This window comes from Sneathiella sp., assembly GCF_002694385.1.
Lineage (GTDB): Bacteria > Pseudomonadota > Alphaproteobacteria > Sneathiellales > Sneathiellaceae > Sneathiella.
In genome coordinates this window covers 114,001-138,834 of the sequence record NZ_NZMB01000009.1, presented here as the reverse complement: position 1 = coordinate 138,834, position 24,834 = coordinate 114,001, and the positions used below count along the sequence as shown (strand labels likewise).

At 55.2% G+C, this 24,834-nt stretch carries 23 protein-coding genes and 2 pseudogenes; 16 read left to right on the top strand and 9 right to left on the bottom strand.

Annotated features, from left to right (window positions below):
- Positions 1-42 precede the first annotated feature (42 nt).
- The 4 genes and pseudogenes from hemA to pdxH all read right to left on the bottom strand — a co-directional run bounded on the left by hemA (position 43) and on the right by pdxH (position 3,976).
- On the bottom strand, positions 43-1,257 hold the full coding sequence (gene hemA, locus CMN55_RS04425) for a 5-aminolevulinate synthase (protein ID WP_293948328.1): 1,215 nt from the start codon (positions 1,255-1,257) through the stop codon (positions 43-45).
- Positions 1,258-1,421: 164 nt separating this feature from the next.
- The gene (locus CMN55_RS04420; RefSeq protein WP_293948327.1) at positions 1,422-2,306 is read right to left on the bottom strand and encodes a universal stress protein; all 885 of its coding nucleotides are present in this window, start codon (positions 2,304-2,306) and stop codon (positions 1,422-1,424) included.
- 62 nt (positions 2,307-2,368) lie between these two features.
- A pseudogene (locus tag CMN55_RS17070) lies at positions 2,369-3,259 on the bottom strand (cation diffusion facilitator family transporter).
- A 126-nt stretch (positions 3,260-3,385) separates the two neighbouring features.
- A complete protein-coding gene (pdxH, locus tag CMN55_RS17065) occupies positions 3,386-3,976 on the bottom strand; it encodes a pyridoxamine 5'-phosphate oxidase (RefSeq protein WP_366931968.1) in 591 nt (196 codons plus the stop codon).
- 196 nt (positions 3,977-4,172) lie between these two features.
- On the opposite strand from pdxH, the gene CMN55_RS17440 reads away from it, so the two are divergent.
- The 6 genes from CMN55_RS17440 (at position 4,173) to CMN55_RS04390 (ending at position 9,757) form a co-directional block, all read left to right on the top strand.
- Positions 4,173-4,667, top strand: coding sequence for an RT0821/Lpp0805 family surface protein (locus CMN55_RS17440; RefSeq protein ID WP_459253641.1), 495 nt, complete (start codon positions 4,173-4,175; stop codon positions 4,665-4,667).
- Between the two features lie 55 nt (positions 4,668-4,722).
- Positions 4,723-6,129 carry an SEL1-like repeat protein gene (locus CMN55_RS04410; RefSeq protein ID WP_293948325.1) on the top strand — a complete coding sequence of 469 codons (1,407 nt, stop codon included), beginning with the start codon at positions 4,723-4,725 and terminating at the stop codon, positions 6,127-6,129.
- Between the two features lie 84 nt (positions 6,130-6,213).
- On the top strand, positions 6,214-7,104 hold the full coding sequence (locus CMN55_RS04405; RefSeq protein ID WP_293948324.1) for a J domain-containing protein: 891 nt from the start codon (positions 6,214-6,216) through the stop codon (positions 7,102-7,104).
- 109 nt (positions 7,105-7,213) lie between these two features.
- Positions 7,214-8,023, top strand: coding sequence for an enoyl-ACP reductase FabI (gene fabI / locus CMN55_RS04400; protein WP_293948323.1), 810 nt, complete (start codon positions 7,214-7,216; stop codon positions 8,021-8,023).
- 40 nt (positions 8,024-8,063) lie between these two features.
- Complete coding sequence (aroC, locus tag CMN55_RS04395; RefSeq protein WP_293948322.1) at positions 8,064-9,137, top strand: chorismate synthase; 1,074 nt, start codon at positions 8,064-8,066, stop codon at positions 9,135-9,137.
- Between the two features lie 38 nt (positions 9,138-9,175).
- Positions 9,176-9,757: a peroxidase-related enzyme gene (locus tag CMN55_RS04390; protein WP_293948321.1), complete on the top strand. Its 582-nt coding sequence runs from the start codon at positions 9,176-9,178 to the stop codon at positions 9,755-9,757.
- A gap of 5 nt (positions 9,758-9,762) precedes the next feature.
- Here CMN55_RS04390 and CMN55_RS04385 read toward each other — a convergent pair whose 3' ends face one another.
- Positions 9,763-10,656, bottom strand: a complete 894-nt coding sequence (locus CMN55_RS04385; protein WP_293948320.1) for a LysR family transcriptional regulator — start codon at positions 10,654-10,656, stop codon at positions 9,763-9,765.
- A gap of 106 nt (positions 10,657-10,762) precedes the next feature.
- Between CMN55_RS04385 and CMN55_RS04380 the strand changes: the two genes are divergently transcribed.
- Positions 10,763-11,152, top strand: a complete 390-nt coding sequence (locus CMN55_RS04380; protein ID WP_293948319.1) for a DoxX family protein — start codon at positions 10,763-10,765, stop codon at positions 11,150-11,152.
- A gap of 11 nt (positions 11,153-11,163) precedes the next feature.
- Here CMN55_RS04380 and CMN55_RS04375 read toward each other — a convergent pair whose 3' ends face one another.
- The 3 genes from CMN55_RS04375 to CMN55_RS04365 form a co-directional block, all read right to left on the bottom strand.
- Entirely contained in the window at positions 11,164-12,024 is an 861-nt protein-coding gene (locus tag CMN55_RS04375) for a thermonuclease family protein (RefSeq protein WP_293948318.1), read from the bottom strand.
- Positions 12,025-12,118: 94 nt separating this feature from the next.
- On the bottom strand, positions 12,119-13,090 hold the full coding sequence (gene dusA / locus CMN55_RS04370) for a tRNA dihydrouridine(20/20a) synthase DusA (protein ID WP_293948376.1): 972 nt from the start codon (positions 13,088-13,090) through the stop codon (positions 12,119-12,121).
- A 101-nt stretch (positions 13,091-13,191) separates the two neighbouring features.
- Complete coding sequence (locus tag CMN55_RS04365) at positions 13,192-14,169, bottom strand: methyl-accepting chemotaxis protein (protein ID WP_293948317.1); 978 nt, start codon at positions 14,167-14,169, stop codon at positions 13,192-13,194.
- Between the two features lie 226 nt (positions 14,170-14,395).
- Here CMN55_RS04365 and metG point away from each other — a divergent pair.
- From metG to CMN55_RS04350, 3 genes and pseudogenes are all read left to right on the top strand, one after another.
- Positions 14,396-16,099: pseudogene (gene metG / locus CMN55_RS04360) on the top strand (methionine--tRNA ligase); the annotation flags it as partial.
- A 138-nt stretch (positions 16,100-16,237) separates the two neighbouring features.
- Positions 16,238-16,855 carry a TadE/TadG family type IV pilus assembly protein gene (locus tag CMN55_RS04355; protein WP_293948315.1) on the top strand — a complete coding sequence of 206 codons (618 nt, stop codon included), beginning with the start codon at positions 16,238-16,240 and terminating at the stop codon, positions 16,853-16,855.
- A 28-nt stretch (positions 16,856-16,883) separates the two neighbouring features.
- Positions 16,884-17,513, top strand: coding sequence for a TadE/TadG family type IV pilus assembly protein (locus CMN55_RS04350; RefSeq protein ID WP_293948314.1), 630 nt, complete (start codon positions 16,884-16,886; stop codon positions 17,511-17,513).
- A gap of 95 nt (positions 17,514-17,608) precedes the next feature.
- Here CMN55_RS04350 and CMN55_RS04345 read toward each other — a convergent pair whose 3' ends face one another.
- Positions 17,609-19,246: a pilus assembly protein gene (locus tag CMN55_RS04345; RefSeq protein ID WP_293948313.1), complete on the bottom strand. Its 1,638-nt coding sequence runs from the start codon at positions 19,244-19,246 to the stop codon at positions 17,609-17,611.
- A gap of 487 nt (positions 19,247-19,733) precedes the next feature.
- Between CMN55_RS04345 and CMN55_RS04340 the strand changes: the two genes are divergently transcribed.
- The 6 genes from CMN55_RS04340 (at position 19,734) to CMN55_RS04315 (ending at position 24,792) form a co-directional block, all read left to right on the top strand.
- A complete protein-coding gene (locus tag CMN55_RS04340) occupies positions 19,734-19,982 on the top strand; it encodes a Flp family type IVb pilin (protein WP_293948312.1) in 249 nt (82 codons plus the stop codon).
- 102 nt (positions 19,983-20,084) lie between these two features.
- Positions 20,085-20,303, top strand: coding sequence for a Flp family type IVb pilin (locus tag CMN55_RS04335; RefSeq protein ID WP_293948311.1), 219 nt, complete (start codon positions 20,085-20,087; stop codon positions 20,301-20,303).
- 241 nt (positions 20,304-20,544) lie between these two features.
- Positions 20,545-21,441, top strand: a complete 897-nt coding sequence (gene cpaB / locus CMN55_RS04330) for a Flp pilus assembly protein CpaB (protein WP_293948310.1) — start codon at positions 20,545-20,547, stop codon at positions 21,439-21,441.
- A 12-nt stretch (positions 21,442-21,453) separates the two neighbouring features.
- A complete protein-coding gene (locus CMN55_RS04325; RefSeq protein WP_293948309.1) occupies positions 21,454-22,875 on the top strand; it encodes a type II and III secretion system protein family protein in 1,422 nt (473 codons plus the stop codon).
- Positions 22,876-22,880: 5 nt separating this feature from the next.
- Positions 22,881-23,558 carry a CpaD family pilus assembly lipoprotein gene (locus CMN55_RS04320; protein ID WP_293948308.1) on the top strand — a complete coding sequence of 226 codons (678 nt, stop codon included), beginning with the start codon at positions 22,881-22,883 and terminating at the stop codon, positions 23,556-23,558.
- Positions 23,559-23,568: 10 nt separating this feature from the next.
- A complete protein-coding gene (locus tag CMN55_RS04315) occupies positions 23,569-24,792 on the top strand; it encodes a nucleotide-binding protein (protein ID WP_293948307.1) in 1,224 nt (407 codons plus the stop codon).
- The last annotated feature ends 42 nt before the right edge of the window (positions 24,793-24,834 follow it).

Sequence of the window (24,834 nt, the reverse complement as noted above, 5' to 3'; positions counted from 1 at the left end):
CTGGCAGGGAGGAAACCAGCCCGCCTTGATGGAGCGGCTGTGTCAGGCGGCCTGACGAATTTCCAGCCGGCTCCAGATGTCTTTCAGCGCGCCGACCAGTTCGGCCATCATCGCATCGCTGTGAAAGGGCGTAGGTGTGATGCGAAGGCGTTCCAGCCCGCGCGGCACGGTGGGGTAGTTGATCGGCTGGATATAAATGCCGTATTCATCGAGCAGCATGTCGCTCGCCTGCTTGCAAAGCTCCGCATCATAGACCATCAGCGGCACGATATGGGTGACGGAAGGAAGCACGGGCAGCCCGGCCTCGGTCAATAATTTTTTGAGAGTTGCGGCGCGTTCCTGATGCCGCTCCCGCTCCGCTTGGCTCTTTTTCAGATGCCGCACACTGGCGAGGGCGCCGGCGGACATGACGGGGGAGAGGGTCGTGGTGAAGATGAAGCCGGGCGCATAGGAGCGGATAGCATCGACCACATGCGCCTTGCCGGTAATGAAACCGCCAACCACACCGAACGCCTTGCCGAGGGTGCCTTCGATAATGTCGAGACGGTGCATAAGCCCTTCACGTTCTGCCACGCCGCCGCCGCGTGGGCCATAGAGGCCAACCGCATGGACTTCATCGAGATAGGTCATGGCATTGTACTTTTCGGCGAGATCGCAGAACTCGCGGATGGGCGAAATATCGCCATCCATGGAATAAACGGATTCAAAGGCAATCACCTTCGGCCGATCCAGATCAATACTCTTAAGCTTGTCTTCCAGATCGCGCACGTCATTGTGGCGGAAAATCCGTTTCTCGCAGCCGGAATGGCGCACACCGTCGATCATAGAGGCATGGTTGAGTTCATCGGACAGGATGACACAGCCGGGCAGCAGTTTGCCAAGCGTGGAGAGGGTCGCATCGTTGGACACGAAACCGGAAGTGAAAACAAGCGCGGCTTCCTTGCCATGCAGATCGGCGAGTTCGCGTTCCAACTCGCAAATCATCCGCGTATTGCCGGAAATATTGCGCGTGCCGCCCGCCCCGGCGCCGTAGCTATCGGTGGCGTCCTTGATGGCTTTCAGTACATCCGGATGCTGTCCCATGCCAAGATAGTCGTTGGAGCACCAGATGGTGATATCCTGGGTTTCGCCTGAGTCAAGATAGCGCGTTGCCTTTGGAAAGTCACCGGCATGGCGTCCCAACTCGGTGAAGACACGATAGCGCTTTTCTTCCCTGAGCGCGGCAATCGCCTGCTCAAATATGCTGTCGTAATCCATCGGCGGCCTCTTGGTTTTAGTTATTCTAATCTCGTCAGTTCACTGCATATCGCTTTCAGCGGCCCGATGGCAAGGGGACAAAAGGTCGCAATCATGGCGGAAGTCCGCGATTGTGTCCCGGTTGCACTGCAGAAGCGGCGTCCGGCAGAATAGAGAGCGCCGTTCTAGTGGGCCATAAATACCGGAATAGGACAGTTGTTCAGGATTTCCTCTGTCACCGCGCCAAAAAACAGGCGGCGCAGGCGGCTGCGTGTATACGCGCCCATCACCAGCAGATCGGCATTGCTTTTTGTGGCCGCAGCAATGATTGATTCGGCCGTCGACTTGCCGTTTGTGCCGCTGATCTCGCAGCGGTCCGCCGTCACGCCATACATGGCGAGATAGCGCTGCACTGCTTCGGGGTAGATGGCTTCATCCAGATCGTCTATGGCGGAAATCAGCGTGACATTCTCGGCCGTTTGCAGGAAGGGCAGTGAATAGGAGAGGGCGCGGCTCGCCTCTACCGAGCCGTTCCAGGCGAACGCCACGCGCTTGCCCATGTCATGGGGCTGGGTGCTGTCAAGCAGCAGCACCGGCCGTCCCGTTTCGCGCAGTGCGGTGTTGATCAGCAGGGAGTTGCTGATCTGCTCTTCGCCTTCCTGCTTGCAGATGATGATCAGATCGAACAGCCGCCCATAGCTGTGGATGGTGTCCTCACTATTGCCCTGCATTTCGACAAAGCGGGCCGAGGCGCCGGTTGCATTGGGTCGATCGGCCATATTGGTGACAAGGGGCACCTGCAGGGCGGCTGTGACCTTGTCAAATGTCGCATGGGCTCGCTGACGGCGATCCTGCCCCTCTTTTTCGGCCATATCGATGACACTTTCGATCATGGTGGAGGTCATACCCTCCCCCACAAAGGCGGCGGCAGTGCGGGGGTCTATCTTGATATGCAGCGCATTGACATGGGCGCCGAAACGGCTGGCCAGATTAAAGGCGCTTTCAAGGGCAGCCGTGTCGCAATCATTAGCTGCGCCGGACAGGGGAACGAGGATATTCTTGAAATACATCTTGCACCTCACGGGGCTGTTTTTCATATCAATGTAACACTAACATGCTGTCATATAAAGAATTATGTCGATGACGATGCTATTGATCCAGAGACGAGGGNTCGTTGGNNCGAATAGGGTCCTGGTGGATGATCACTTCGGCTTCNGGAAACGCCTGCATCAGCCGNATTTCCACCGCATCNGAAATAGCTATGNGCNNCGCGGAGGCTGATGCTGCCGTCGATATCNAGATGCATCTGCATGAATATNTGCTGGCCGGAGCGGCGGGTGCGCAGATCGTGAATGCCGAGAACGCCNTTCTCNGNCNNGGCNATNTCCNTNATCNNNNCNCGNTCTTCNTNGCCNAGNTCCTCATCCATCAGTTCGGCAAGNGCGGCGCGGATAATCNGCCAGGCGCTATAGCCGAGGATGNCGGCAATGCCGATNGCGATAATCCCGTCGGCGCGAAGCCAGCCAAAACTNCTGCCNAGNACNAGGGCGGCAATCACGCCGCCATTGATCAGCAGATCCCCGANATAATGCAGNGAATCGGCGGAAATCGCGAGAGACGTTGTTTTACGAATGACGTANCGCTGNTAGGCGANNAGGNNGAGGGTNAGNNCAATGGANATCANCATNACGAGNATGCCGGTTTGCTCCGCCAGGATCGGTTNGGGATGCAGCAGCCGCTCCCCGGCTTGAAACANCAAAAAGGCGGAGGANCCGGCAATGATNGCCGACTGGAAAAGCCCGGCNAGCGATTCCGCTTTGCCATGACCGAAACGGTGATCGCGATCNGCAGGAACAAGNGCCTGACGAACGGCGAAGAGNTTGACCAGNGATGCCGCAAGGTCAAGCGNGCTGTCCACCAGTGTTGACAGCATGGCGACNGAATTGGTGGCGAGATAGGCCNCGAGTTTGATGACGATCAGAGTAATTGCGACACCGACCGCTGCATAGGTGGCGCTGCGCATGAGACGNCCNTTGTCCTTCTGCGGATCATCCGGCGGNAGGCCGTTATCATGGGAAATGTCTGTCATGGTATGGATATAACGCCTGNCNTTGATGCTGCCCAGGAATGAAGACGACGTGTCACGGCATTACGGGAAAAGAAGGCTTTCATGCCAGCCATCNGNCTGTTTTTCATAGAGGCGNCGTTCATGCAGGCGAAACGGGCGGTCGCGCCAGAATTCNATCCGCTCNGGCAGGACGCGAAAGCCGGACCAGTAATCGGGCCGTGGAATAGTTCCGATGGCNTATTTTGCNGCGTATTTTGCNACTTCCGTCTCCANCGTGAAACGCCCTTCCATCGGGCGGGANTGCTGNCTGGCCCAGGCGCCGATGCGACTGTCACGCGGCCGNCTGGCGAAATAGGCATCGGCTTCCGCATCACTCACTTTTTCCACCCGGCCCTGCACGCGAANCTGCCTGCGCAGCGACTTCCAGTGAAAGCAGAGAGCGGCCTTCGGCGTGGCCAGCAGTTCGNTGCCCTTCTGGCTGCCAAAATTGGTATAAAAGACGAACCCCTGNTCATCCGCNGCTTTCAGNAGCACCATGCGGACGGAGGGCNGGCCNGNCGNATCTGTNGTCGCNAGNGCCATCGCCGTTGGATCGTTGGGTTCGTTTTCCTCCGCTTCCGCCATCCANACNCGAAACTCGGCAAGAAGNTCTTCATAGCTTTTCACAGTCATTTCCGGTCATCCGTCATGCCATTGCTTTGCCGCAATTCCATGCCAACTTAATCTTTNGCGACGGAATTGTCGACCGCTGCCGTTTCATTTAGAATGNGGGGAAATCAANGAGATTTACGCCCTCGTTCAAGGNGTCGGGCGGGCGACCGATTGCGATGCCGNAGAGATCGGAAAATCAGATCAGGGTGAAATTGCGATGANAAGGATTATGANGATGCATAAATCGANGCTNCTGATGGTCACGGCNGTGGCGGCCGCACTTNCNCTGTCCGGTTGCGCCAGCCAGGATAATCCGAAAACCACCGGCGGCGCCATTATNGGCGGTATCGGCGGCGCACTTCTGGGGTCTGTGTTNGGCAAGGGGACCGGNCAGATGGTGGCNGTTGGCGTCGGCACGCTGGTGGGCGCGATGATCGGCAGCGAGGTGGGCAAATCGCTCGATGCGGCGGACCGGGCAGAGATTGACCGCGCCGAAAGGGCGGCCACAACGGCTCCAATGGGTCAGACCATTAACTGGAGCAACCCGCAGAGCGGCAATTCCGGTTCCATCACGCCCGTGCGCGAAGGCAATCATGTGGACGGCCGTTACTGCCGTGAATTCCAGCAGACCATTGAAGTTGGCGGCAAGCTCGAAAAGGGGTATGGTACCGCCTGTCGGCAGCCCGATGGCTCCTGGCAGATCATGACATGAGATAGCGGAACAAAGAGGCCTTTCGCATTATCAGGCGGGGGCCGGATACGGCTTTATGAAACGATACGGAGATTTAAAGGCGGGCCTGGCAATGACGGCCCTCGTGGTCGCCTTGCTGGCATCGGGGACGCCTGCCCTGGCGGATTTTCAGGCAGGCGTCAAAGCCTATGAAGCCGAAAACTACAAGAAGGCCTTTGATGAATGGCTGCCGCTGGCCCGTAATAACGACCCGGCGGCAATGCGCAATATTGGCCATATGTACCGCCGTGGTCTCGGGGTCGAGCAGGATTATCAGAAAGCCATGACCTGGTATAAGCGGGCAGCAACGCTCGGCTTTGATCGGGCGCAGGCCAATGTGGCGGGCATGTATCTCGCGGGTGAGGGGGTAGAGCAGGACTATGCGCAGGCCGCGAACTGGTTCGCACAGGCGGCGCAGCAGGGGCATGTGATTTCCCAGTATAATCTTGCTCTGTTGCTGGAAAACGGCCTCGGGGTGAAGAAAAATGAACGCATGGCGCTGGGCTGGTTCGCAATCGCGGCGCAGGCTGGGCACCCACAGTCGGCAAAGAAGGCCGCGGCGCTTGGCCAGAAGCTGAACATTACGCCGGAACAGGCCGTAAATATGCAGGGAGAAATCGTCTTGCTGGCGAAGGAGAAGCCGGATAGACAGGCGACCGAGACGCCGCCGCCCGCCATAACGGAAAAGCTGCCGGGCCTGGCGGAGCCTGAAAAACCGGCGCAGGTGGCGGCCGCAAATGCCGCCGCCAAGGCGGAGGAGCCGAAACCTGTTCAGAAGAAAAGTTTTTATGATGCCATCCGTTCTCTGATGGGCGGCCAGGAAAAGACCGCGGAGGCGCCCGTGACTGTTGGGGCGGGCAACGCGGCCAAGCAGACGGCAGAGGAGCAAACTGCAACGCCTGCGAACGAAGTTGTCGCAGCTGCCCCGGATTCCGGGACGCAGGCCGAACTTTCCAGCGATATGGAAACGGCCGCAAAACCAAAGACGCAATCGCAGCCCCAAATTCAAGCACAAGCCGGAGCAATGGCGTCGAAGCCTGTCGCCAAGGACAAACCTGATGTTGCCGCCGCGCCCATGGGCGCGGTCACGGCCGTCAATGTGCCGCCGCCGATGCCGCAGCCTCCGGCGGGCGCGGCGCCCTATGGTGGCGGTCTCAGCACGGCGGAACGCCTGGAAATGGCGGCGCTTGCTTATCAGCTTCGGGAATATCAGACGTCCCTCGGGATCTGGGCGCAGCTTGCCGAACAGAACAATGCGGAGGCGCAATATCGCCTGGGGGCTCTATTCAATGCTGGGCAGGCCGTGCCGCGAGACCGGGTGCGCGCCTGGTACTGGTGGGACAAAGCGCGGGCCAATGGGTCTTCGGAGGCCGCCGCCGCCCTTGCCGGACTGGAAGAAAGTCTGACCCATCAGGAAAAAAGACAGATCAACCGCGTCAATTAGTTAAATCCTAAGACAAAAGTTTTATATTATGCGGAAGATCATGATGAATTCGGACGGTGCGAGCAGCGCCGGAAATGACAGAATATGAAGAATTTATACAGTATTCTTGGTGTGGCGAAAGGGGCGAGCCAGCAGGACATCAAATCTGCCTATCGCAAGCTGGCGAAGAAACATCATCCGGACACCAACCCCGGCGATACGAAGGTGGAGGAGAAGTTCAAGGAAATCTCCGCCGCCTATTCCATCCTCGGCGATGAAAAGCAGCGGGCGCGGTATGACAATGGCGAGATTGACGAAAGCGGGCAGGAGCGCATGGCCGGCTTTCGCGGCGGACGGGGGTCGGCTGCGGGGGGTGGCTTTGGCGGAGCAGAAGATATTTTTTCCGAAATATTTGGCAATTTCCGGGGCGGTGGCTTCCGGGGTCGGGTGCCGGAAAAGGGCCGGGACCGGAAATTCGCCATCGAACTTGATTTTCTCCAGGCGGCCCTTGGCGAAAAGCGCCGCCTGACCATGGGCGATGGTGGCCGGACGCTGGATGTCGCAATTCCACCAGGTGTTATCGACGGTCAGCAGATACGCCTGCGTGGCCAGGGCGAAGCCGGTGTCGCAGGCGGCCCGAGTGGCGATATCCTGATCAATGTAACCGTGCGGCCGCACAGTTTTTTCCGCCGCGATGGGCAGAATGTTTTGATCGAGTTGCCCATCAGCCTGCCGGAGGCGGTGCTGGGAGCGACAGTCAAGGTGCCGACCGTGGATGGGACCGTCAATCTGAAGGTGCCGCCGGGCTCCAATACCGGCACGACGCTACGCCTCAAAGGCAAGGGCATTGGCTCCAAAGATGGCGGACGCGGCGATCAACTCGTCAAGCTGAAGGTTGTTCTTCCCGACAAGCAGGATAAGGAACTCAAGGACTGGGTGGAGAAATGGGCGGAAAGCCATCCTTACGACGCCCGCTCCCGCCTGAACGCCGGTTAAGGGCCGTTTCAAGGCGCAATAAGTCTTTTGACTGCCCCGGACAAGCGCGATAAAAAGAGGCATACGCGAGTTTATAGCGAGTTTTGTAGATGGTAATCAGGGGGTGCGGATGACGCAGCATAACGGACTTATGGCAGGCAAGAAGGGCCTTATCATGGGGGTGGCCAACAATCATTCGTTGGCCTGGGGTATTGCGCAGGCCTTGTACAGCCAGGGGGCGGAGATCGGCTTTACCTATCAGGGGGAAGCCCTTGGCAAGCGGGTGGTTCCGCTTGCGGAATCTGTGGGTTCGGACACTGTCCTGGAATGTGACGTGACGAGCGATGCATCAATGGATGCGGCCTTTGCGGCGCTGAAGGAAAAATGGGGCAAGATTGATTATTTCGTTCATGCCATCGGCTTTTCCGACAAGAACCAGCTCCGCGGTAATTTTTCCGATACAACGCGGGAAAATTTCGCCATGACCATGGATATTTCCTGTTTTTCTTTCATTGCGACGGCAAAGCGCGCGGCGGCGTTGATGACAGACGGCGGCAGCATGGTAACGCTTACCTATTACGGGGCCGAACGGGTTGTTCCGCATTATAACGTCATGGGGGTCGCGAAAGCGGGGCTTGAAGCGGCAACACGCTATCTCGCCATGGAAATGGGCAAGAATCGTATCCGCGTGAATGCCCTTTCGGCCGGCCCGATCAAAACATTGGCGGCTTCCGGCATAGGCGATTTCCGCTACATCCTGAAATGGAATGAATATAACTCGCCGCTCAAACGCAATGTGACAATCGGGGATGTGGGTAATTCCGCTCTTTATCTGCTGAGCGACCTTGGCGCGGGAGTGAGTGGGGAAACCCACCATGTCGATGCTGGATATCACGTGGTCGGCATGAAAGCGGTGGATGCGCCGGATATCGAAAAATAAGTGCGCCATAGGCGTTTCATAAAATTGAACGGAAAGATGTATGTCCCATAACAGTTTCGGCCATCTGTTCCGGGTGACCACCTGGGGCGAAAGCCACGGGCCCGCACTTGGCTGCGTGATTGATGGTTGTCCGCCGCTGCTGGAGGTCAGAGAAGACGAATTGCAGCATTGGATGGATCGCCGTAAACCGGGCCAGAATCGCTTTACCACCCAGCGGCGCGAACCTGACGCGGTAAAGATCCTTTCTGGTGTGTTTGAAGGCAAAACCACCGGAACGCCGATCAGCCTGATGATCGAGAATGTTGACCAGCGGTCAAAGGACTATGGGGATATCAAGAATAAATTCCGCCCCGGCCATGCGGACTATACCTATTATAGCAAATATGGCATCCGCGATTATCGCGGCGGCGGCCGTTCCAGTGCGCGGGAAACGGCGGCGCGCGTTGCGGCGGGGGGCATAGCCCGTAAGGTGCTGGGTGACTCCATCCGGATTACCGGCTATTTGATCCAGATCGGCGACAAGCCGATTGATCGGTCCCGCGCCACATTTGACGAGATTGATAACAATCCCTTCTGGTCGCCTGATCCTGGCATCGTTGGGGAATGGACAGATTATCTGGATGGTATCCGCAAGGCCGGTTCTTCCGTCGGCGCGGTGATCGAGGTGGTTGCCTCCGGCGTTCCGGCAGGCCTTGGCGCGCCGATCTATGGCAAGCTCGATTCCGATCTGGCGCAGGCGATGATGACCATCAATGCGGTGAAGGGCGTGGAAATCGGCGATGGTTTTTCCGCCGCCGCGCTGACTGGAGAGACAAACGCCGATGAAATGCGCAGCGGCAATGACGGCTTTCCGCGATTTTTAAGCAATCATGCGGGCGGTATTCTGGGCGGAATTTCAAGCGGTCAGGACATCATTGTCCGCTTTGCCGTTAAGCCGACATCTTCCATCCTGACGCCGCGCGCGACCGTTGACGTGCAGGGAAATGAGACGGAAATCCTGACCAAGGGTCGGCATGATCCTTGCGTCGGCATCCGCGCCGTCCCGGTGGGGGAAGCGATGATGGCCTGTGTGTTGGCCGATCATTTGCTCCGGCATCGCGGGCAGAACGGGTAACAGAACGCGCATAAACAAACATCAAAGGGAGATACGCCATGTCACAGCCAAAATATATTCATGCCCTGAAGGGAGTTCCCGTTCCGGCCCGCGAAGAATTGGATCCGGCAACGCAGAAATATTTCGCGCTCTGTGACGAGAAGCTGGGCATGGTGCCGAATGTACTGGCCTCCTACAGCTTCGATGCGGTAAAGCTGCGCGCCTTTTCCGACATGTATGGCGATTTGATGCTGGGCGATTCCGGCCTTAGCAAGCTGGAGCGTGAAATGATCGCGGTTGTCGTCTCTTCGGTCAATCATTGTTACTACTGCCTGACCGCCCATGGCGCGGCGGTGCGCGAGCTTTCGGGCGATCCCAAACTGGGCGAACTGATGGTCATGAATTACCGGGCGGCGGAATTACCCGCCAAGCAGAAGGCGATGCTCGATTTCACCTACAAGCTGACCAAGACGCCGGAAGAAATTGAGGAGAGCGACCGTCAGGCGCTCCGCGATGCGGGCTGGACGGACCGGGATATCTGGGACATTGCGTCCACTATCGGTTTTTTCAATATGAGCAACCGCATGGCAATGGCCATTGATATGATGCCGAACGAGGAATATCACTCCCAGGCGCGCTGACGGCGTCAGGCTTTCCTGCTGCTGGCGGTTTCACGGATAAATTTCGCGAGAAGCCGCCCGGCCGGGCCCAGCTTTTCCGGTGTGGGGAGGACGAGGCTGAGCGGCACCAGCAGTTCAAGCTGATCGCGGGTTTTAAGCGGCGCCAGATCGCCGCTCAGGAGATCATCCTCGAACATATGTGTTGGCAGCCAGCAGAAACCGACACCGGTGAGGAGGATGTCGCGGGCCTGCTGAAAATCACTGACAGTCCAGCGTTCTTCCGATTTCAGCCAGCCGATAGGAGCGGGCGGGGACGATTTGGTCCGGTCACTGATGACAATCTGAAGTGTGCGCTGCAACTCCTTGCTTTCAATGGGAACATCCGTTGTCACAAGTGGATGGTTCCGATGCGCAAGGGGAAGCAGGGAAATGCTCATCAGCGGCGTGCCGAGATATCCAGAGGGGACAATTGGCGTGATCACGAGATCGGCGGCGGCATTTCGGATCGCTTCTACCGCACCGTTCAGAATCACATTTTCCACTTTGAGACGGCTTCCCTGACCGTGTTCGTGAAACCGGCGCAACACCTGCATCAGGGCGCGTTTGGGATAGATACCCTCCACCGCGAGGGTGACTTCGGTTTCCCAGCCGGCGCGTACAGTCTGTCCCAGCCTCTCCAGACTTGTTGCGTCTTCCAGCAGCAGTTGCGAGCGCCGACGCATGACTTCGCCGACGGGGGTCAGGGAAATCTGCTTGCCCTCCACCCGCAGAAGTTCGACTCCCAGATTTTCCTGCAATTTTTGGACAGCGTGATGCAAAGAGGAATGGCTGCGGTTCAGCTTATCCGCTGCCTGCAGATATCCGCCATGGTCGATAACGGCGTTGAAAATCCGCCATTGCGCGAGTGTTGTCTTCAACATGTCGATAATTTAGACAATAAATGCCGAAATAATTCAATTTTTATTCTATTTGAACGACATAAAATAGGCGCATATTTGTTTCTTTCTGATAGTTGGAGTTATCACCATGGAAAAACTCAATCCCCTCTTTGACCTTGCCGGGCGGATTTTGATGGCTGTCCTTTTTGTGCCGGCCGGTTACAGCAAGATTACGGGCTATAGCGGAACGGCCGGATATATGGAATCCATCGGCGTACCGGGAATCCTGCTGCCGCTGGTGATTATTGTCGAGCTGTTGGGCGGGCTTGCCATTCTGCTGGGCTGGCAGACCCGGATTGCGGCTTTCCTGCTGGCCGGTTTCTGTCTTGTCGCCGCGCTGCTGTTTCATTTCCAGCCCGCCGATCAGATGCAGATGATCCTGTTTACTAAGAATCTCGCCATCGCGGGCGGACTTCTGTTTCTCGTCGCTAATGGCGCTGGCGCTTACAGCCTCGATCGGCGGCTCGCAAAAGCATAACGCAAGGTCTGCTAATCAAAAACGGAGAGGGCCCGGGAAGTCCGCCATCCGGCGGCGTGGGCCTCCTCCTCGGAGCAGAACCAGCGTTCTCCTCGCTCGGTGTTAATCCGCGTCTTGTCATAGGCCGGACTGCCCGGCAAATGATAGATGCGGCCGCGGTTGCTGATATTACCCTTGATAGTGCAGTTTTGTGCCATCGTTACCGTCTGGCGGCTCTTCTCGCGCCAATCCCAGGGCATATCGAAACGGCCCTGCCAGAGCCCCTGACCTTCGGCTTTCGCCGTTTGCTCGGCGAACACATATTTATGAGAATATTGCCTGTAGGCGACGGCCCAACCATTTTGTACCATCGCGGCATTGATATTGCGATCATTGATAAAACAGGTTGCCAGCAAGCGTCCGTAATTATCTAAATCCTCGCCCTTACAACGAAGAAGGGCTAATCCTGTCAGATCCTTCAGGTGGATTTTCGCCGTCTTGCCGCAAGGATAGGATTGATCTTCGTGATTTTTGCAGCTCTGTGTTACCTCCGGTGCGTCGATCCCCTCAAGCCGTACACGTGTTCCGTCGATTAGGATCGTATCCCCATCCATAACATGGGCGACGCCTTCAAGATGGTTTTCGGAAGTTTTATCCGGCGTGATAATAGACTGTAGATGGTCCAGGGTAACGGGGGGTGCATAGGCAATGACAATCCCTGCCATAATACTGAATGCGGCAACTAATGCGAACGGGGCAAGACTTCTCATCAGCCGGTGCGAATTATGTGCTTTCAGAGATATGATTTTTCTCGAGTTAACGGGAGCTCGCCAGCGCACATGCAGGCCGGAATTACCACGTAATCGCCTTGAATTGGATTTCACATGTCTCATCACTGTTCCGTCAGTTAAGCTATGACGAATTCAGTTTGATTATGTGACGTTGACCTTAATAAATTCGTAAGTGTGCCGGGATTTTTCAGCCGGTCTAACGCGATCGGGTGGCGGCGTCGGTCAGGATATGAATTTCGGCGTCCTTTTTATGGGCGTTTTCAGAGAGATGTCGCCGCCAGGCGCGGGCACCGGGGCGCCCCTGAAACAGGCCGAGCATATGCCGGGTGATGGAGTTGAGCGGCACGCCTGCCGCCATCTCCCGCGCGACATAGGGCAGCATCTGTTCGACGATTTCACGCCGTTCCGGCGTCTCATCGTCAACGCCATAATAACGCTGGTCAATTTCAGCCAGAAAATAAGGGTTTTGATAAGCTTCGCGCCCGACCATGACGCCGTCGACCCTTGCAAGATGGGCCTCGATCTCATCGTGGCTGGTGATGCCGCCATTGATAATAATCTCAAGATCTGAAAATTCCGTCTTCAACCGGTAAACCCGATCATAGTCAAGCGGGGGTATGGTGCGGTTTTCCTTCGGGCTGAGGCCGGTCAACCAGGCTTTTCGCGCATGAACGATAAAAGTGCTGACGCCTGTCTCGGCAATGCGGCCGATAAAATCCGCGAAATAGTCATAGCTGTCTAGATCGTCGATGCCAATACGCGTCTTCACCGTGACGGGGAGGGAGGTTGCGTCCTGCATGGCGGAGACGGCGGCAGCAACCGTTTCCGGCTCCGCCATCAGGCAGGCGCCGAAGCGTCCGTTCTGAACCCTGTCGGACGGACAGCCGACATTGAGGTTAATTTCCTGATAGTCGTAGCTTTCGGCAATCTTGCAGCATTTTGCAAGCGCGTCGGGGTCGCTGCCGCCCAGCTGAAGCGCCAGCGGCTGTTCCGCCGGATCGAAGCGCAGGAAGCGGTCCGCATCGCCGAACAGGATCGCCCCCGTGGTTACCATCTCTGTATAGAGCAGCGCGCGCTTGGTGATAAGGCGCAGGAAATACCGGTCATGCCGGTCCGTCCAGTCCATCATCGGGGCAATTGATATGGTGCGGTCGAGTTCGGGTTTCATCACAAAAATATATGGCGGCAGAGCGCTGTTGCAATCCGCCGCCAAACTATCGGATGAGGCCCGGTGAGGCTAGATATTTCTGCTGTCGCCGTTCGGAACCCTTACCCGGCCTTGGACAGGCGGGTCACGCAGTCATTAAGATCGGTAATCCCGCGAGAGAAAAATTCCATATTCTGGGAGATTTCGTTGGTAACCACCGACTGCTCCTCGATTGCCGAGGCGACAGCGGCAACATATTCATTGACGGATTCAGTCGATTTGGCAATGACGTCTGTGCTGGTGACCACATCATTGGAAACGGCCTGCATGGCGACGATTTCCTGGTAGATATCGTCGGTTGCCTTGGAGGTTTGAGTGGCAAGGTTCTTCACCTCGCCAGCGACGACGGCGAAGCCTTTGCCGGCCTCTCCGGCGCGCGCGGCCTCAATGGTGGCGTTGAGGGCAAGGAGATTCACCTTGCTCGCGATCTCACGGATCATTTCGACCACGCTTTCCATGGATTTTGAGGTTTCCTGAAGCCGCGAGGTAAGCAGCTTCGCCTGTTCCGTCTTGGAGACAATGTCACTGACAGCCTGCTGCGATTTGTTCATGTTCTGGCTGATTTCCTGAATAGAGGCCTGCATTTCCTGCGTAGCGCCGGCGACGCTCTGGACCTTTTCCTGAGTATCGGCGGAAAGATCGCCGGCTTGAATGCGCGCTTTCATCTGATCCGTGATGTCGGTTGCATATTTTACCACTTTGAAAGGTTTGCCCGCTTCATCCAGGATGGGATGATAGCTGGCCTGGATCCAGACTTCCCGCCCGCCCTTGCCGAGGCGGCGAAATTCATCCGTAAAAAACTCGCCCTGACGGAGCCGGTCCCAAAAAGTGCGGTAGTCATTGCTGGCCGCGTACACAGGGTCTACAAACAGGCTGTGGTGGCTGCCTCTGATTTCAGTGATGCTGTATCCCATGGCGCCGAGAAAATTCTGATTGGCGTCAACGATGGTGCCGTCGAGTTCAAATTCGATGAGAGCCAGGGATTTATCGAGGGCCTTCAGGATGGCGCTCGTGGTTTCTTCGCTAAACAACATGCTCATATCCAATCCATTAGAGAGGGAACAGGCTCCCTCATTGCCTGTAGCATAGCGAATAATGGTAAATATTCAGTTAAACCTAATATTGGCGTCACGTATTGCGATGTAAAACGTTCTTTTTACATGTATAAGGGGCTTTTTTATTGTGGCGGCAAGGTTTGCTTTGCTCCCTCCGGCTTCTTCCTGTAAAAGGCGCATCTGTAGTTGACATGAGAAAAAGCGGAAAGTCACAGCCAAAATGACCAGACATCTGATTACCTCGGCCTTGCCCTATATCAATGGCGTGAAGCATCTTGGCAATCTGGTCGGTTCCATGCTGCCTGCCGATCTTTACGCCCGCTATCTCCGCGCCCGCGGGGAGGAAGTTCTCTACATCTGCGCCACCGATGAACATGGCACGCCTGCTGAACTGGCGGCGCGCGAGAAAGAGCAGGATGTGGCTGAATTCTGTGCCGAGCAGCATCAGGTGCAGGCAGAGTTGGCCAAGGCCTTTGCCCTCTCCTTCGATTATTTCGGTCGCTCATCCTCTCCGCAGAACCGCGAACTGACCCAGCATTTCGGCAAGAAGCTCTTCGAGAACGGCTTTATCGAGGAGCGTATTACGCGTCAGGTATATTCCATCGACGATGGGCGCTTCCTGCCGGATCGTTATGTGGAAGGGACTTGTCCGCATTGCGGCTATGACAAGGCGCGCGGGGATCAGTGCGAAAGCTGTACGCGGCTGCTCGATCCGACCGATCTGGTGAGCCCGCGTTCCGCCATTTCCGGGAGCACCAATCTGGAGGTGCGGGAGAGCAAGCATCTCTTTCTGCTGCAATCGAAGCTGGCGGAAGAAATCCGCGAATGGGTCACTCGGCATAAAGAAAGCTGGCCGGTGCTGGTTTCCTCCATCGCGCTGAAATGGCTCGATGAGGGACTTAATGACCGGGGCATCACGCGGGATTTGAAATGGGGCGTGCCGGTGGATCGCGCGGGTATGGAGGATAAGGTCTATTATGTCTGGTTCGACGCACCCATTGAATATATTGCAGCGACAAAAGAATGGGCCGACGAGGATCCGCAGCATCGCGACTGGCGGAGCTGGTGGTACAATGCGGATGATGTGCGTTACGTACAGGTGATGGCGAAGGATAATGTGCCGTTCCATACGGTGACATTCCCGGGCACGATCCTTGGCAGCCGGGAACCCTGGAAGATGGTGGATTTCATCAAGGGGTTTAACTGGCTGAATTATTATGGCGGGAAGTTTTCTACCAGCCAGAAACGCGGTATTTTTATGTCCGATGCGATCGGGTTGCTGCCGTCCGACTATTGGCGTTATTATTTGCTGGCCAATGCGCCGGAGACGTCGGATGCGAGCTTCACCTGGGATGGTTTTGCGGGGACGGTGAACAAGGATCTGGCCGATATCCTTGGTAATTTTGTGAACCGGACGCTGAAATTCTGTTCTTCGAAATTTGGGAATAGCTTGCCCGAAGGCGGCAGTTTCGGTGCGGCGGAGGCGGCGCTCGCTAAATCCCTCACCGAACGGCTTGAGGCGTACAACACCCATATGGCGGATATGCAGATCCGCAAGGCGATGCAGGAGCTGCGGGCCATTTGGGCGCTCGGCAATGAATATCTGACAGAAGCCGCCCCATGGACCGCCTTCAAGACCGATCCGGAGGCGGCGGCGCAATCTCTGCGTGTTGCTGTCAACCTGATCCGCCTATTCGCCATTCTGAGCGCGCCGGTTATTCCGGAGACCGCGGCAAAAATGGCGGCTGCGCTTGGTCTCTCGCTGAGCCAGACAGACTGGATCGAACGGGATATGGAAACGGAGTTGCAGACGCTGAAAGCCGGGCATGGCTTCGATATTCCTGAGGTTTTGTTCCGCAAGCTTTCCGATGCGGAAGTGGCCGAATGGGAGACGCGTTTCGGCGGCCGCGACTGAGGCGTCGGTTGATTGCCGGAAAGGGGCGACTATGCCCCTTATTTGAGGCGGATTTCGCCAATTTTATGGACTTTTTAACGCGCCATTAAGGGCCTTCGATTATCCTTTTTGTATATATTTGCAGAAGGATCGTTGGTAATGGCGATACGCAGGCTTTTGAGGCGCAAGGTAGCAAAGGCGTTTGCGCAGGATTCCCTGGGCGCGACGGCGGTTGAGCTTGCGCTGATTGCGCCGCTGCTGATTGTCTTCCTGATTGGCATTATCGAGCTCAGCATGGCCATGTTCATCAATACGGTGGTTGAGGGCAGCCTGAAGGATGCTTCCCGTCTTGGTCTGACCGGCCAGATCCAGCAGGGCAGCAGCAATACGCAGGCGCTTGTCGATATGCTGAACGAAGCATCGCTCGGTCTCGTTGATCTCACTACCGATGATATCAGCATCCTGGTCTATGAAAATTTCGCGCAAGTCGGGCAGGGCGAGGAATTTACCGATCTTGATGGCAATGGCGAATGGACCTCGGGCCCCTATACCCACACGGATGGCACCGTCTATCCGGATGGGGAGCCATGGGTCGAGGTCAATGGCAATGGCATTTATGATGCGGATTTCGGCGTTGCCGGAATGGGCGCGCAGGGAGACATTGTTCTTTATACGGTGCGTTATAACTGGAACTTCCTGAGCGGTCAGGTCATCCCCATTCTGAACGGGCTGATCCCGATGCGCGCCTCCATCGTTATTCGCAATGAACCTTTCTAAGGCCTTCTCTGTGCTGCTTGAGGGTGATATGAAACATTTGATCAAATCCGTCAAACGCCCAAAGATGAGTTTGCTGGGCCGTTTCCGTCGCAATCGCCAGGGAGTTGCCATGGCGGAATTTGCGCTATTTCTACCGGTGTTGGTTCTGTTGGCGGCGGGCAGTTTTGAAGTGGCGCGCTATGCGCTGATGACGCAGAAGCTGGACCGCATTGCGGCGACGTTGTCGGACCTGATCGCCCGTTCGGGTACGGAAAATATCAGCGAGACGGAAATTTCCAATATCATCGACAGTGCGATCTTCATGGCGCAGCCGTTCGATATTGCGGGGGAGAATATGATCATTCTGACCTCCGTTCAGGGCCGGGCAGGGGAGGCGCCGGAAATTCTCAGTCAACGGGTTGCGGGCTCCGTTGACGGGGCGAGCAGCAGGATCGGAGATACGGTCGGCGGCGATGCGACGCTGCCATCTGTCTTTCCGGACGCAGGCTCGGGAGAGACGCTATCCGACGGGGAGACGTTGATCGTCGCCGAGGTTTATTATAATTTCCGCCCTTATCTGCTCGGCGATATCGGCTTTTTTGGTGATATGATGATCAGCTCTCGCGCCTTCTTCCGCCCACGCTTCACGGACATGATCACCTTCCCGTCCGGGAGTTAAGAGAGATATTTCCGGATAACGAACACGAAAAAAGGCGGTGATATGTCACCGCCTTTTTTGCGCCTCCACAACGGGAGTAATGTTCATGCGATCCCTTATTTCGAAATACGCAGATTGCTGAGTTCTTCACCTATCGTGTTGAAGTTGTCTTGCAGTTCTGCTGCTGATGTTGCAACAAATGCATGCTTGGGAGATGTTGCACAATCGCGCATCATGCTGGAATTTCCATCGACGAGTAAGACCGTATAAACGATAATGCCTGCGTTCTTCATAGCAGTACAGGTCGCGAGTACCTTATCGTCAAGGATGTCGGGATAGTTGGAATACGGACTGCTATATAACGCGCTCTGGTTAAGAAAGCCTCTGTAGTCATAATAGTATGGAGACGTTGGGGCATGATCGAACAGCTCCTGCCGGGCAAACGCATGATATATATCATAAGCAGAAGTATTGAGACCAAGAGTATTCTCACCATCCGTCATCAGAATAACAACTTTGTCCATATGCATTTCGTTATACTCAAGCGGGAGATTTGTATAGGCTTCATTGGGAGAAACCTTTGTATTCATTGGCAGATTCAGAGTTGATGATCCATGCCAGAATCCTCTCCAGCGAGGAGAAATGGCCCGCCAGCCCCAGGTCATGCCGATATTGATGGCCGTTCCACCATCTGCAACCATATCGTCAATATGCGATTTGATGATGCTCTTCTCGGCTGTCAGAGGCAGGATGGGCGCTGATGGGCAGTATTTATTGGGCCCCTTGCTGGAAGTGATGGAAATATCCCCGTCAGACTCCCGCCAATCATTTCTCGTTACACTGTCGCCACCGCTATTATCACCATTAAAATCATTGTCGGAATCTCTGGCGTAATCGTTCCAAAAATAAGGAACAAAATCGTCCGCAGGTGGATCATCGGAAATATCGATGGTACCATCAATCAGGTGATCTCGCATTTCAACACAGCCTTTCCATCCGTAGACTGTGCCGCCGCTATCAAGGGCTGTATTAGTAGAATCATGGGTGAAAATGCTATTTGAATTGCTTTTTAAATTGGTTTTATAAAATGGTTTGAGCCAATCGATATTTTGCGGCCCGACATTTACGGCCATTGTGTACGGGACTATACCAACCCAGAGCTTTTCCCGAGTTTCGTCATTGCCGTATAACGTATCAATCAAATTTTTAGCGGAAGTTTTTAACACGGCCATGCGGGTACTTCCACTCAGACCTTCGCTCATCGATCCTGTATTATCGAGTACCATGACCAGTTCCATACCGCGATTCTGTCGTTTGATTTCCGTGGCCGATCCGACGGTGAGGGAGGGCATGCCCAGCACATTCATGAAGGTCGTCCCCATATCGGCATGGACGCTGAGGCGGATATTTTCCCTTGTCCCGTCCCATTGTACCGTCTGGGCATTCATGGTGATGGGGTCGGTCCCGAGGAAGCCGGAAGGGAAGTTGGCATCAAAATATTTCTGTGCATCGGCATAGATTTCCGCATCCGTTGGGGCGAAGATATTTCGCCCGACTGCGAGGCCCGCCGCATCAAGAGCTGTGGACAGCTTCGATTTCAGAACATAGGCGCGCCCAAGGTCGATGGAAAGCCCAATAGCGCCGAAAATTGGAATGGCCAGAAAGGCGATGATGACCGCGGACGCGCCGCGGTTATTCCTTGCAAATTCCCTGATTGTTCGCTGAAACGCGCCGGAATAAATTTTCCTGATCATGCTGACACCCTGAAATGCAGAACAGACTCATATAAATGCAGCATCAGATAAAAATTTTAATAATTCATTAAAACTACGAGATGATTTCAATAAAATTCTCTGAAATTAAGTAATTATTATGAAATAATTTTAAAATTCATCATATTATGCATAATTATAAAATAATAAATAAATATAAAATCAAAAATAAATAAAATTATAAACAATATATATGGTAAATTTTCTGTTTAATAAAATTTTACATAGTTTTAACTTTAAATAAATGACGGTAATTTTAAGTCTTTTAACTATTGATTAATGAATTGGGGTTTAAATGCACTCCAAGGCGCGAGGCAAGACGAACTTGGGAAGCGCTTTAAAGAAAGGGCTTTTCAGGTTGCGGCTGACGCGGGCTTGAAAGTCTGAAGGCCGAAGGGCAGTCGCCCGAGGTTTCAAAACCAGGTTTTGTTAAGTGTCAGGATAAAATCCTGAGGTAAGGAGACTTAAAATGATCAAAGTTATTCGTTCTTTCGTTAAAGACGAGACCGGCGCGACGGCTATCGAATACGGCCTCATTGCAGCTCTTGTCGCTCTTGTTGGCGTTGTTGCCTTTACGGCTCTGGGTGACACCATCGTTGGTGCATTCGATGACATCGCAGAAGCCCTTTGTGAAGGCACCGGCGGGACCTATACTGCATCGAACACGGAAACCGGTGTAGCAGGATCCTGTGCTGCTCCGGCAGACACAGACACCTAAGAGTCTGTCTAGAAGGGCGTCTTCAAAGGCGCCCTTCTTTTCTAAAAAACTCCTTGGACCGATATTTTGGCAGCAATCGAATAAGATAATCCGGAGGTTGTTATGGCTGATTTGCTTAGGGATTTCATTGCTAACGAAACCGGCGCCACAGCCATTGAATACGGTCTGATCGCGGCGCTTGTGTCCATCGCCGCCGTCGTTGCCTTCGGTTCAACCGGTGAAACTATTTTTGAAGCCTTTTCTGGTATCACCGAAGATTTCTGCGTTGCGATTGGTAAGGATTATGAGCTTACCGAAGATGGTAAAGATAGCTGCGGCTGATCTAAGCAGCATTGAATTGGCTGCTGTTAAATGGTTTTTTCCAAGCCTTAACGAAGCAGTTTTTCTGCTCCTGATTCCTATAAATTTTAAGCAATTTGGCCGCGTCCTGAATCAGCCGATTCTGCGCGGTTTTTAGCGGTTTTTTGCCGAAATTATATCTCCAAACAGTAATAAATTTAACCGGAAATTAATGACTTGCGGCGTAGTCTCACTGACAATTCAAATTTAACGGATTAGCACCATGGCGCGAAAATTTATTTTAATCCTGTTTGCCTTGATTATTACCGGCTCCACCGTCTGGTTCGTGCGGAACTGGGCGGGTAATCAGAAACCACATACTGTCGAAACCGCTGCCGTTGAAAAGGCTCCGGTGATTCAGAATATCAAGATTCTGGTGGCGGCGGCTGATTTGCCTGCGGGGACGCTGGTGCAGGAACAGCATCTGAAATGGCAGGCCTGGCCCGAAGATGACGATCTGGACGAGATCTATATCGTCGAGAACAAGCGCCCGCTTGAAGATTTCATCGGCACGGTTGTGCGCCAGGGCGTTGTCACCGGAGAACCGGTCACCGATGCGCGGCTGGTCAAGCCGGGGCAGGCAGGCTTTCTCGCCGCCGTTCTCAATCCGGGTAAACGCGCCGTTTCCATCCCTGTGGACATGACAACGGGCATTGCCGGTTTCGTTTTTCCGGGGGATCGGGTTGATGTGATCCTGACCCATTCGCTGGTCAAGGAATCGGAAGTCGAGGGCGATGGGACAGGTTCCCGCCGGGCGAGTGAGACCATCCTGACCGATGTCCGCGTTGTCGCCATGGATCAGTCCACCAATGATCAGGTCAAGGAAGCATCCGTCAGCCGCGTTGCGACGCTGGAAGTAACGCCGAAAGGGGCAGAAATTGTCGCCGTGGCGACCCAGCTTGGCCGTCTCACCTTATCGTTGCGCGCGCTCGCGCGCATTGAGGATGAGGCGAAAAGCAAAAATGGCGAGGTTGCTTTCAAGGATGAACGTGGGCGCGGCCATACCTGGGACAGCGAGGCAAGCCGCCTGATCACGGGCGGGACACCGCGGACCGGTATCCCGACGACCGTTATCAATGTCGTGCGTGCTGGCGAAGCCAAGCAGAAATTGTTCGACTAAGGAGTAGTTGCGATGTTGCACAGATTAATCCAGCTTACGGCCACGCTTGGTATGGGGACGTTTCTGGCTTTTGCTGCTCCGGCCACGGTCGACGCCGCAGAGGTGATCAATTCAAAAGGGGACATTCTGGAGCTGACCTTGAATTCGGGCAAGCTTGTGCAGCTTGACCGGGCGGCCACCTCCGTCTTCGTCGGTAACCCCGAGCTCGCCGATGTTCAGGTACAGTCGCCGACCATTATTTATGTGTTTGGTAAAGGAACGGGAAGCACCAATCTGTTCGCCCTTGATTCAGATGGGAAAGTACTACTGAATTCGCCTGTTTCTATCACCCATGATGTCACGTCATTGAATGCCGCGTTGCAGGATATCAGCCCCAATGGCGGCCTGCGTGCGCGGTCCACCCCGACAGGTATCATGCTGACGGGAAAGGTTAAATCTGCGGCGCAGGCAGAAGATGCCCGACGTATGGCGGCGCTTTATCTCGGCGGCGGTACAGTGTTCAACCGGATTGAGGTCGCCGGCGCCATGCAGGTCAATCTGCGTGTAAGAATTGCGGAAGTCTCCCGTTCGGTCACCAAGCAGTTTGGTGTTAATTGGGAAGTCTTTGGCCAGATCGGCAACGGATTTCTCGGATTCGCAACACCGACAGATATTGTCGGCGGTGCAGGCGGAAATATTACCCGGCTCGGCGCGGGCTCCAATTTTATTTCCGGATACAGCGACAGCAATGCGAGCGTTCTGAATGTTATTGATGCCCTTGACGAAGAGGGCTTGCTGACCATTCTGGCGGAGCCGAACCTGACCGCACTCTCCGGTGAGACCGCAAATTTCCTGGCAGGCGGCGAATTCCCCATTCCCGTGCCGCAGGAAGATGGGGCCATCACGGTTGAATATAAGCCTTTCGGCGTGTCGCTCAGCTTTACGCCCACTATCGTGGATGAAAACCTGATCAATCTTCGGGTTGCGCCTGAGGTAAGCCAGCTTTCCTCCACCTCCGCTATTAATGTGGGCGGGGCCTTTATCCAGTCGCTGCTGACGCGGCGGGCGCAGACAACGGTGGAACTGGCCAGCGGCCAGAGCTTCGCGATTGGCGGCCTGCTCAGCAATGATGGTGACAACAATATTTCGAAAACGCCGTTCCTCGGCGATATCCCGATCCTCGGCGCGTTATTCCGGTCATCCTCTTTCCAGCGGAACGAAACGGAACTGCTGATTATCGTAACCCCCTATCTGGTCAAGCCAAGCAATTCGCGGATTGCCGAGCCGACCGATGGGTATATCCCGCCGAACGACAAGGATCTTTATATCGGTGCGCGGAATTTCCGCCCGACCCTTGGCGATGCGGCGCCGGTAGCCGATCAACGTGACGTGGCACAAAAGACCGCGGCGAGTGATGTGAAACTTGTCGGTCCGGCTGGCTTTATTCTGGAGTAGATCTGATGCGAGAGAATCTGTTGAAGAAAAGCGTAACGCTGGCCGGGCTTGTCGGATTTGTGATGTTGACGGCTGCCTGCACGTCACCCGAAGGGTTGTTTGGCGCGCATGACATCACAGCAACGCCGGAAAAGGCGAAGGTTGAGAAAAAAATTACCGTCAGCCAGCTTACCCCGACGATCGTTGTCGGTTTTCCGGGTGGGCGGGCCAGCCTCAGCGATATGGAAAAGGGACGGCTGCTCGGCTTTATTGATGCGCAGGATATCCAGTTTGGCGAGAGCGTCGAGGTTGAATTTCCCAATCATGGCGGGATGGGCCTGAATGAACAGCGATTCGCCGAAGTCGCCGCTTTCCTTCAGGATCGCGGGTTTGAGGTCGCTCCCCGTGTCAGCGCCGAAAGCGAGCCGAATGCGCTGCGGGTCTATTTCGTGAAATATGTCGCGACTGTCGATCCGAGCTGTCAGAAGGGCTGGTACAAGCCTGACGGACTTGGATATGAAAATCTTCCGCTTCCGTATATGGGATGCGCGAATGCGGAGGCGCTTGCCGATATGGTCGCCAATCCGCGGGATCTGGTCGATCCGTCCGCTGCGGACAGGGCGCTTGGCGAGCGGGCCGCAAAAGCTGTTGAAAAATACCGCAGTGGCAGCGGCGGCGGGGCTGCTGCCGCACCGGCTAATTGAGGAGGCGACCATGGCTAAAGCATCATCTCTGAGCACGCTTTTCGGTAATGCGGTCTGTGAAGATTTCATGGCCTTTGTCGAGGATGACAAGTCTCTTTCCGTAAGCCGCGAAGTCTGTGCGGCCCTTGAACTGTCGGAAGATGCAACACAGGATGGCGGCATTGCCGCCGCACTAAACCGCATCGAACCCGGTAACTCTCCAAAGGTAGTAATGGTCGATGTCACCAGAAGCCTTGATCCTGACGGAGACATCACTCGCCTGATCCGCAAAATGGGCACGGAGAATACGCTGATTGTTATTGGCGATGCCAATGATGTGGGCGAGTTCCGCAAAATGGTGGCGCTGGGGGCAAGAGACTATCTGGTCAAGCCGCTGACCTTCGAGTTGATGAAGGATGCCATCGAGAATATTGATCGCCAGTCGCAGGCCGTGAAAGCATCACAGAGTGGCCGCCTGACCGTGGTTATCGGGGTGCGCGGCGGCGTTGGCGCAACGACTATCGCCACAAACCTCGCCTGGATCATGGCGAATGAGGAAAAGCTGCCGACGGCCTTGCTTGATATGGATCTGCATTTCGGCACGACGACATTGTCGCTCGATATCGAAACCGGTGGCGGCTTCCGTGAGGCGCTGGAAAATCCGCATCGTCTGGACAAGCTGTTTCTGGACAGCGCCATCGTCAAGGATGGCGAGCGTCTTGCCGTTCTCGGAACGGAAGAGCCGATCGACGAGCTGGTGGACGTCAGCGAGGAATCCATCGACGCCCTGATCGGGGAAATCAGTCAGGATTACAACCAGCTTGTGATTGACCTGCCGCGGCATATGCTGCCAACGCAGGGGGCGCTGCTGGCCGCCGCCGATGCCGTGATTCTGGTATCCGACCAGACGCTGGCCGGAATTCGCGATATCAACCGGATTACTCAGGCCATGACATCACTGCAAACAAAGGGACGTATCCTGAAGGTGGTGAGCCGTGTCGGATCAGAACGGGCGGCACAAGTTTCAAAAGCGGATTTTGAACGCGGCCTCAATGAGCCGGTGAGCTATATCATCCCGGAAGATGCCAAAACCCTGACTGTTTGCGCCAATGCCGGCAAGGCGGTCGGGGAAGTGGCAACCAAGACGCCGATTGTCAAGGTCTTGCGGGAACTGGCGGCAGACGTGTCGGGATATGAGAAGCCGAAGAAAAAAGGGCTTTTCACGATTGTTCCGGGCGGCAGGAAAAAGAAGTAAGCGAGGCCTGAACCGTGAGCTTATGGCGTTCATCTTCAACGG

Coding starts and splice junctions, on each gene's coding strand:
- CMN55_RS04320 (WP_293948308.1), top strand. CDS start 22,881: ATGCGAGAGAATCTGTTGAAGAAAAGCGTAACGCTGGCCGGGCTTGTC.
- CMN55_RS04345 (WP_293948313.1), bottom strand. CDS start 19,246: ATGATCAGGAAAATTTATTCCGGCGCGTTTCAGCGAACAATCAGGGAA.
- hemA (WP_293948328.1), bottom strand. CDS start 1,257: ATGGATTACGACAGCATATTTGAGCAGGCGATTGCCGCGCTCAGGGAA.
- CMN55_RS04410 (WP_293948325.1), top strand. CDS start 4,723: ATGAAACGATACGGAGATTTAAAGGCGGGCCTGGCAATGACGGCCCTC.
- aroC (WP_293948322.1), top strand. CDS start 8,064: ATGTCCCATAACAGTTTCGGCCATCTGTTCCGGGTGACCACCTGGGGC.
- CMN55_RS04350 (WP_293948314.1), top strand. CDS start 16,884: ATGAAACATTTGATCAAATCCGTCAAACGCCCAAAGATGAGTTTGCTG.
- CMN55_RS04385 (WP_293948320.1), bottom strand. CDS start 10,656: ATGTTGAAGACAACACTCGCGCAATGGCGGATTTTCAACGCCGTTATC.
- CMN55_RS04365 (WP_293948317.1), bottom strand. CDS start 14,169: ATGAGCATGTTGTTTAGCGAAGAAACCACGAGCGCCATCCTGAAGGCC.
- CMN55_RS04315 (WP_293948307.1), top strand. CDS start 23,569: ATGGCTAAAGCATCATCTCTGAGCACGCTTTTCGGTAATGCGGTCTGT.
- CMN55_RS04340 (WP_293948312.1), top strand. CDS start 19,734: ATGATCAAAGTTATTCGTTCTTTCGTTAAAGACGAGACCGGCGCGACG.
- CMN55_RS04390 (WP_293948321.1), top strand. CDS start 9,176: ATGTCACAGCCAAAATATATTCATGCCCTGAAGGGAGTTCCCGTTCCG.
- CMN55_RS04335 (WP_293948311.1), top strand. CDS start 20,085: ATGGCTGATTTGCTTAGGGATTTCATTGCTAACGAAACCGGCGCCACA.
- CMN55_RS04325 (WP_293948309.1), top strand. CDS start 21,454: ATGTTGCACAGATTAATCCAGCTTACGGCCACGCTTGGTATGGGGACG.
- CMN55_RS04405 (WP_293948324.1), top strand. CDS start 6,214: ATGAAGAATTTATACAGTATTCTTGGTGTGGCGAAAGGGGCGAGCCAG.
- CMN55_RS04420 (WP_293948327.1), bottom strand. CDS start 2,306: ATGTATTTCAAGAATATCCTCGTTCCCCTGTCCGGCGCAGCTAATGAT.
- fabI (WP_293948323.1), top strand. CDS start 7,214: ATGACGCAGCATAACGGACTTATGGCAGGCAAGAAGGGCCTTATCATG.
- dusA (WP_293948376.1), bottom strand. CDS start 13,090: ATGAAACCCGAACTCGACCGCACCATATCAATTGCCCCGATGATGGAC.
- CMN55_RS04375 (WP_293948318.1), bottom strand. CDS start 12,024: ATGAGACATGTGAAATCCAATTCAAGGCGATTACGTGGTAATTCCGGC.
- CMN55_RS04380 (WP_293948319.1), top strand. CDS start 10,763: ATGGAAAAACTCAATCCCCTCTTTGACCTTGCCGGGCGGATTTTGATG.
- CMN55_RS04355 (WP_293948315.1), top strand. CDS start 16,238: ATGGCGATACGCAGGCTTTTGAGGCGCAAGGTAGCAAAGGCGTTTGCG.
- cpaB (WP_293948310.1), top strand. CDS start 20,545: ATGGCGCGAAAATTTATTTTAATCCTGTTTGCCTTGATTATTACCGGC.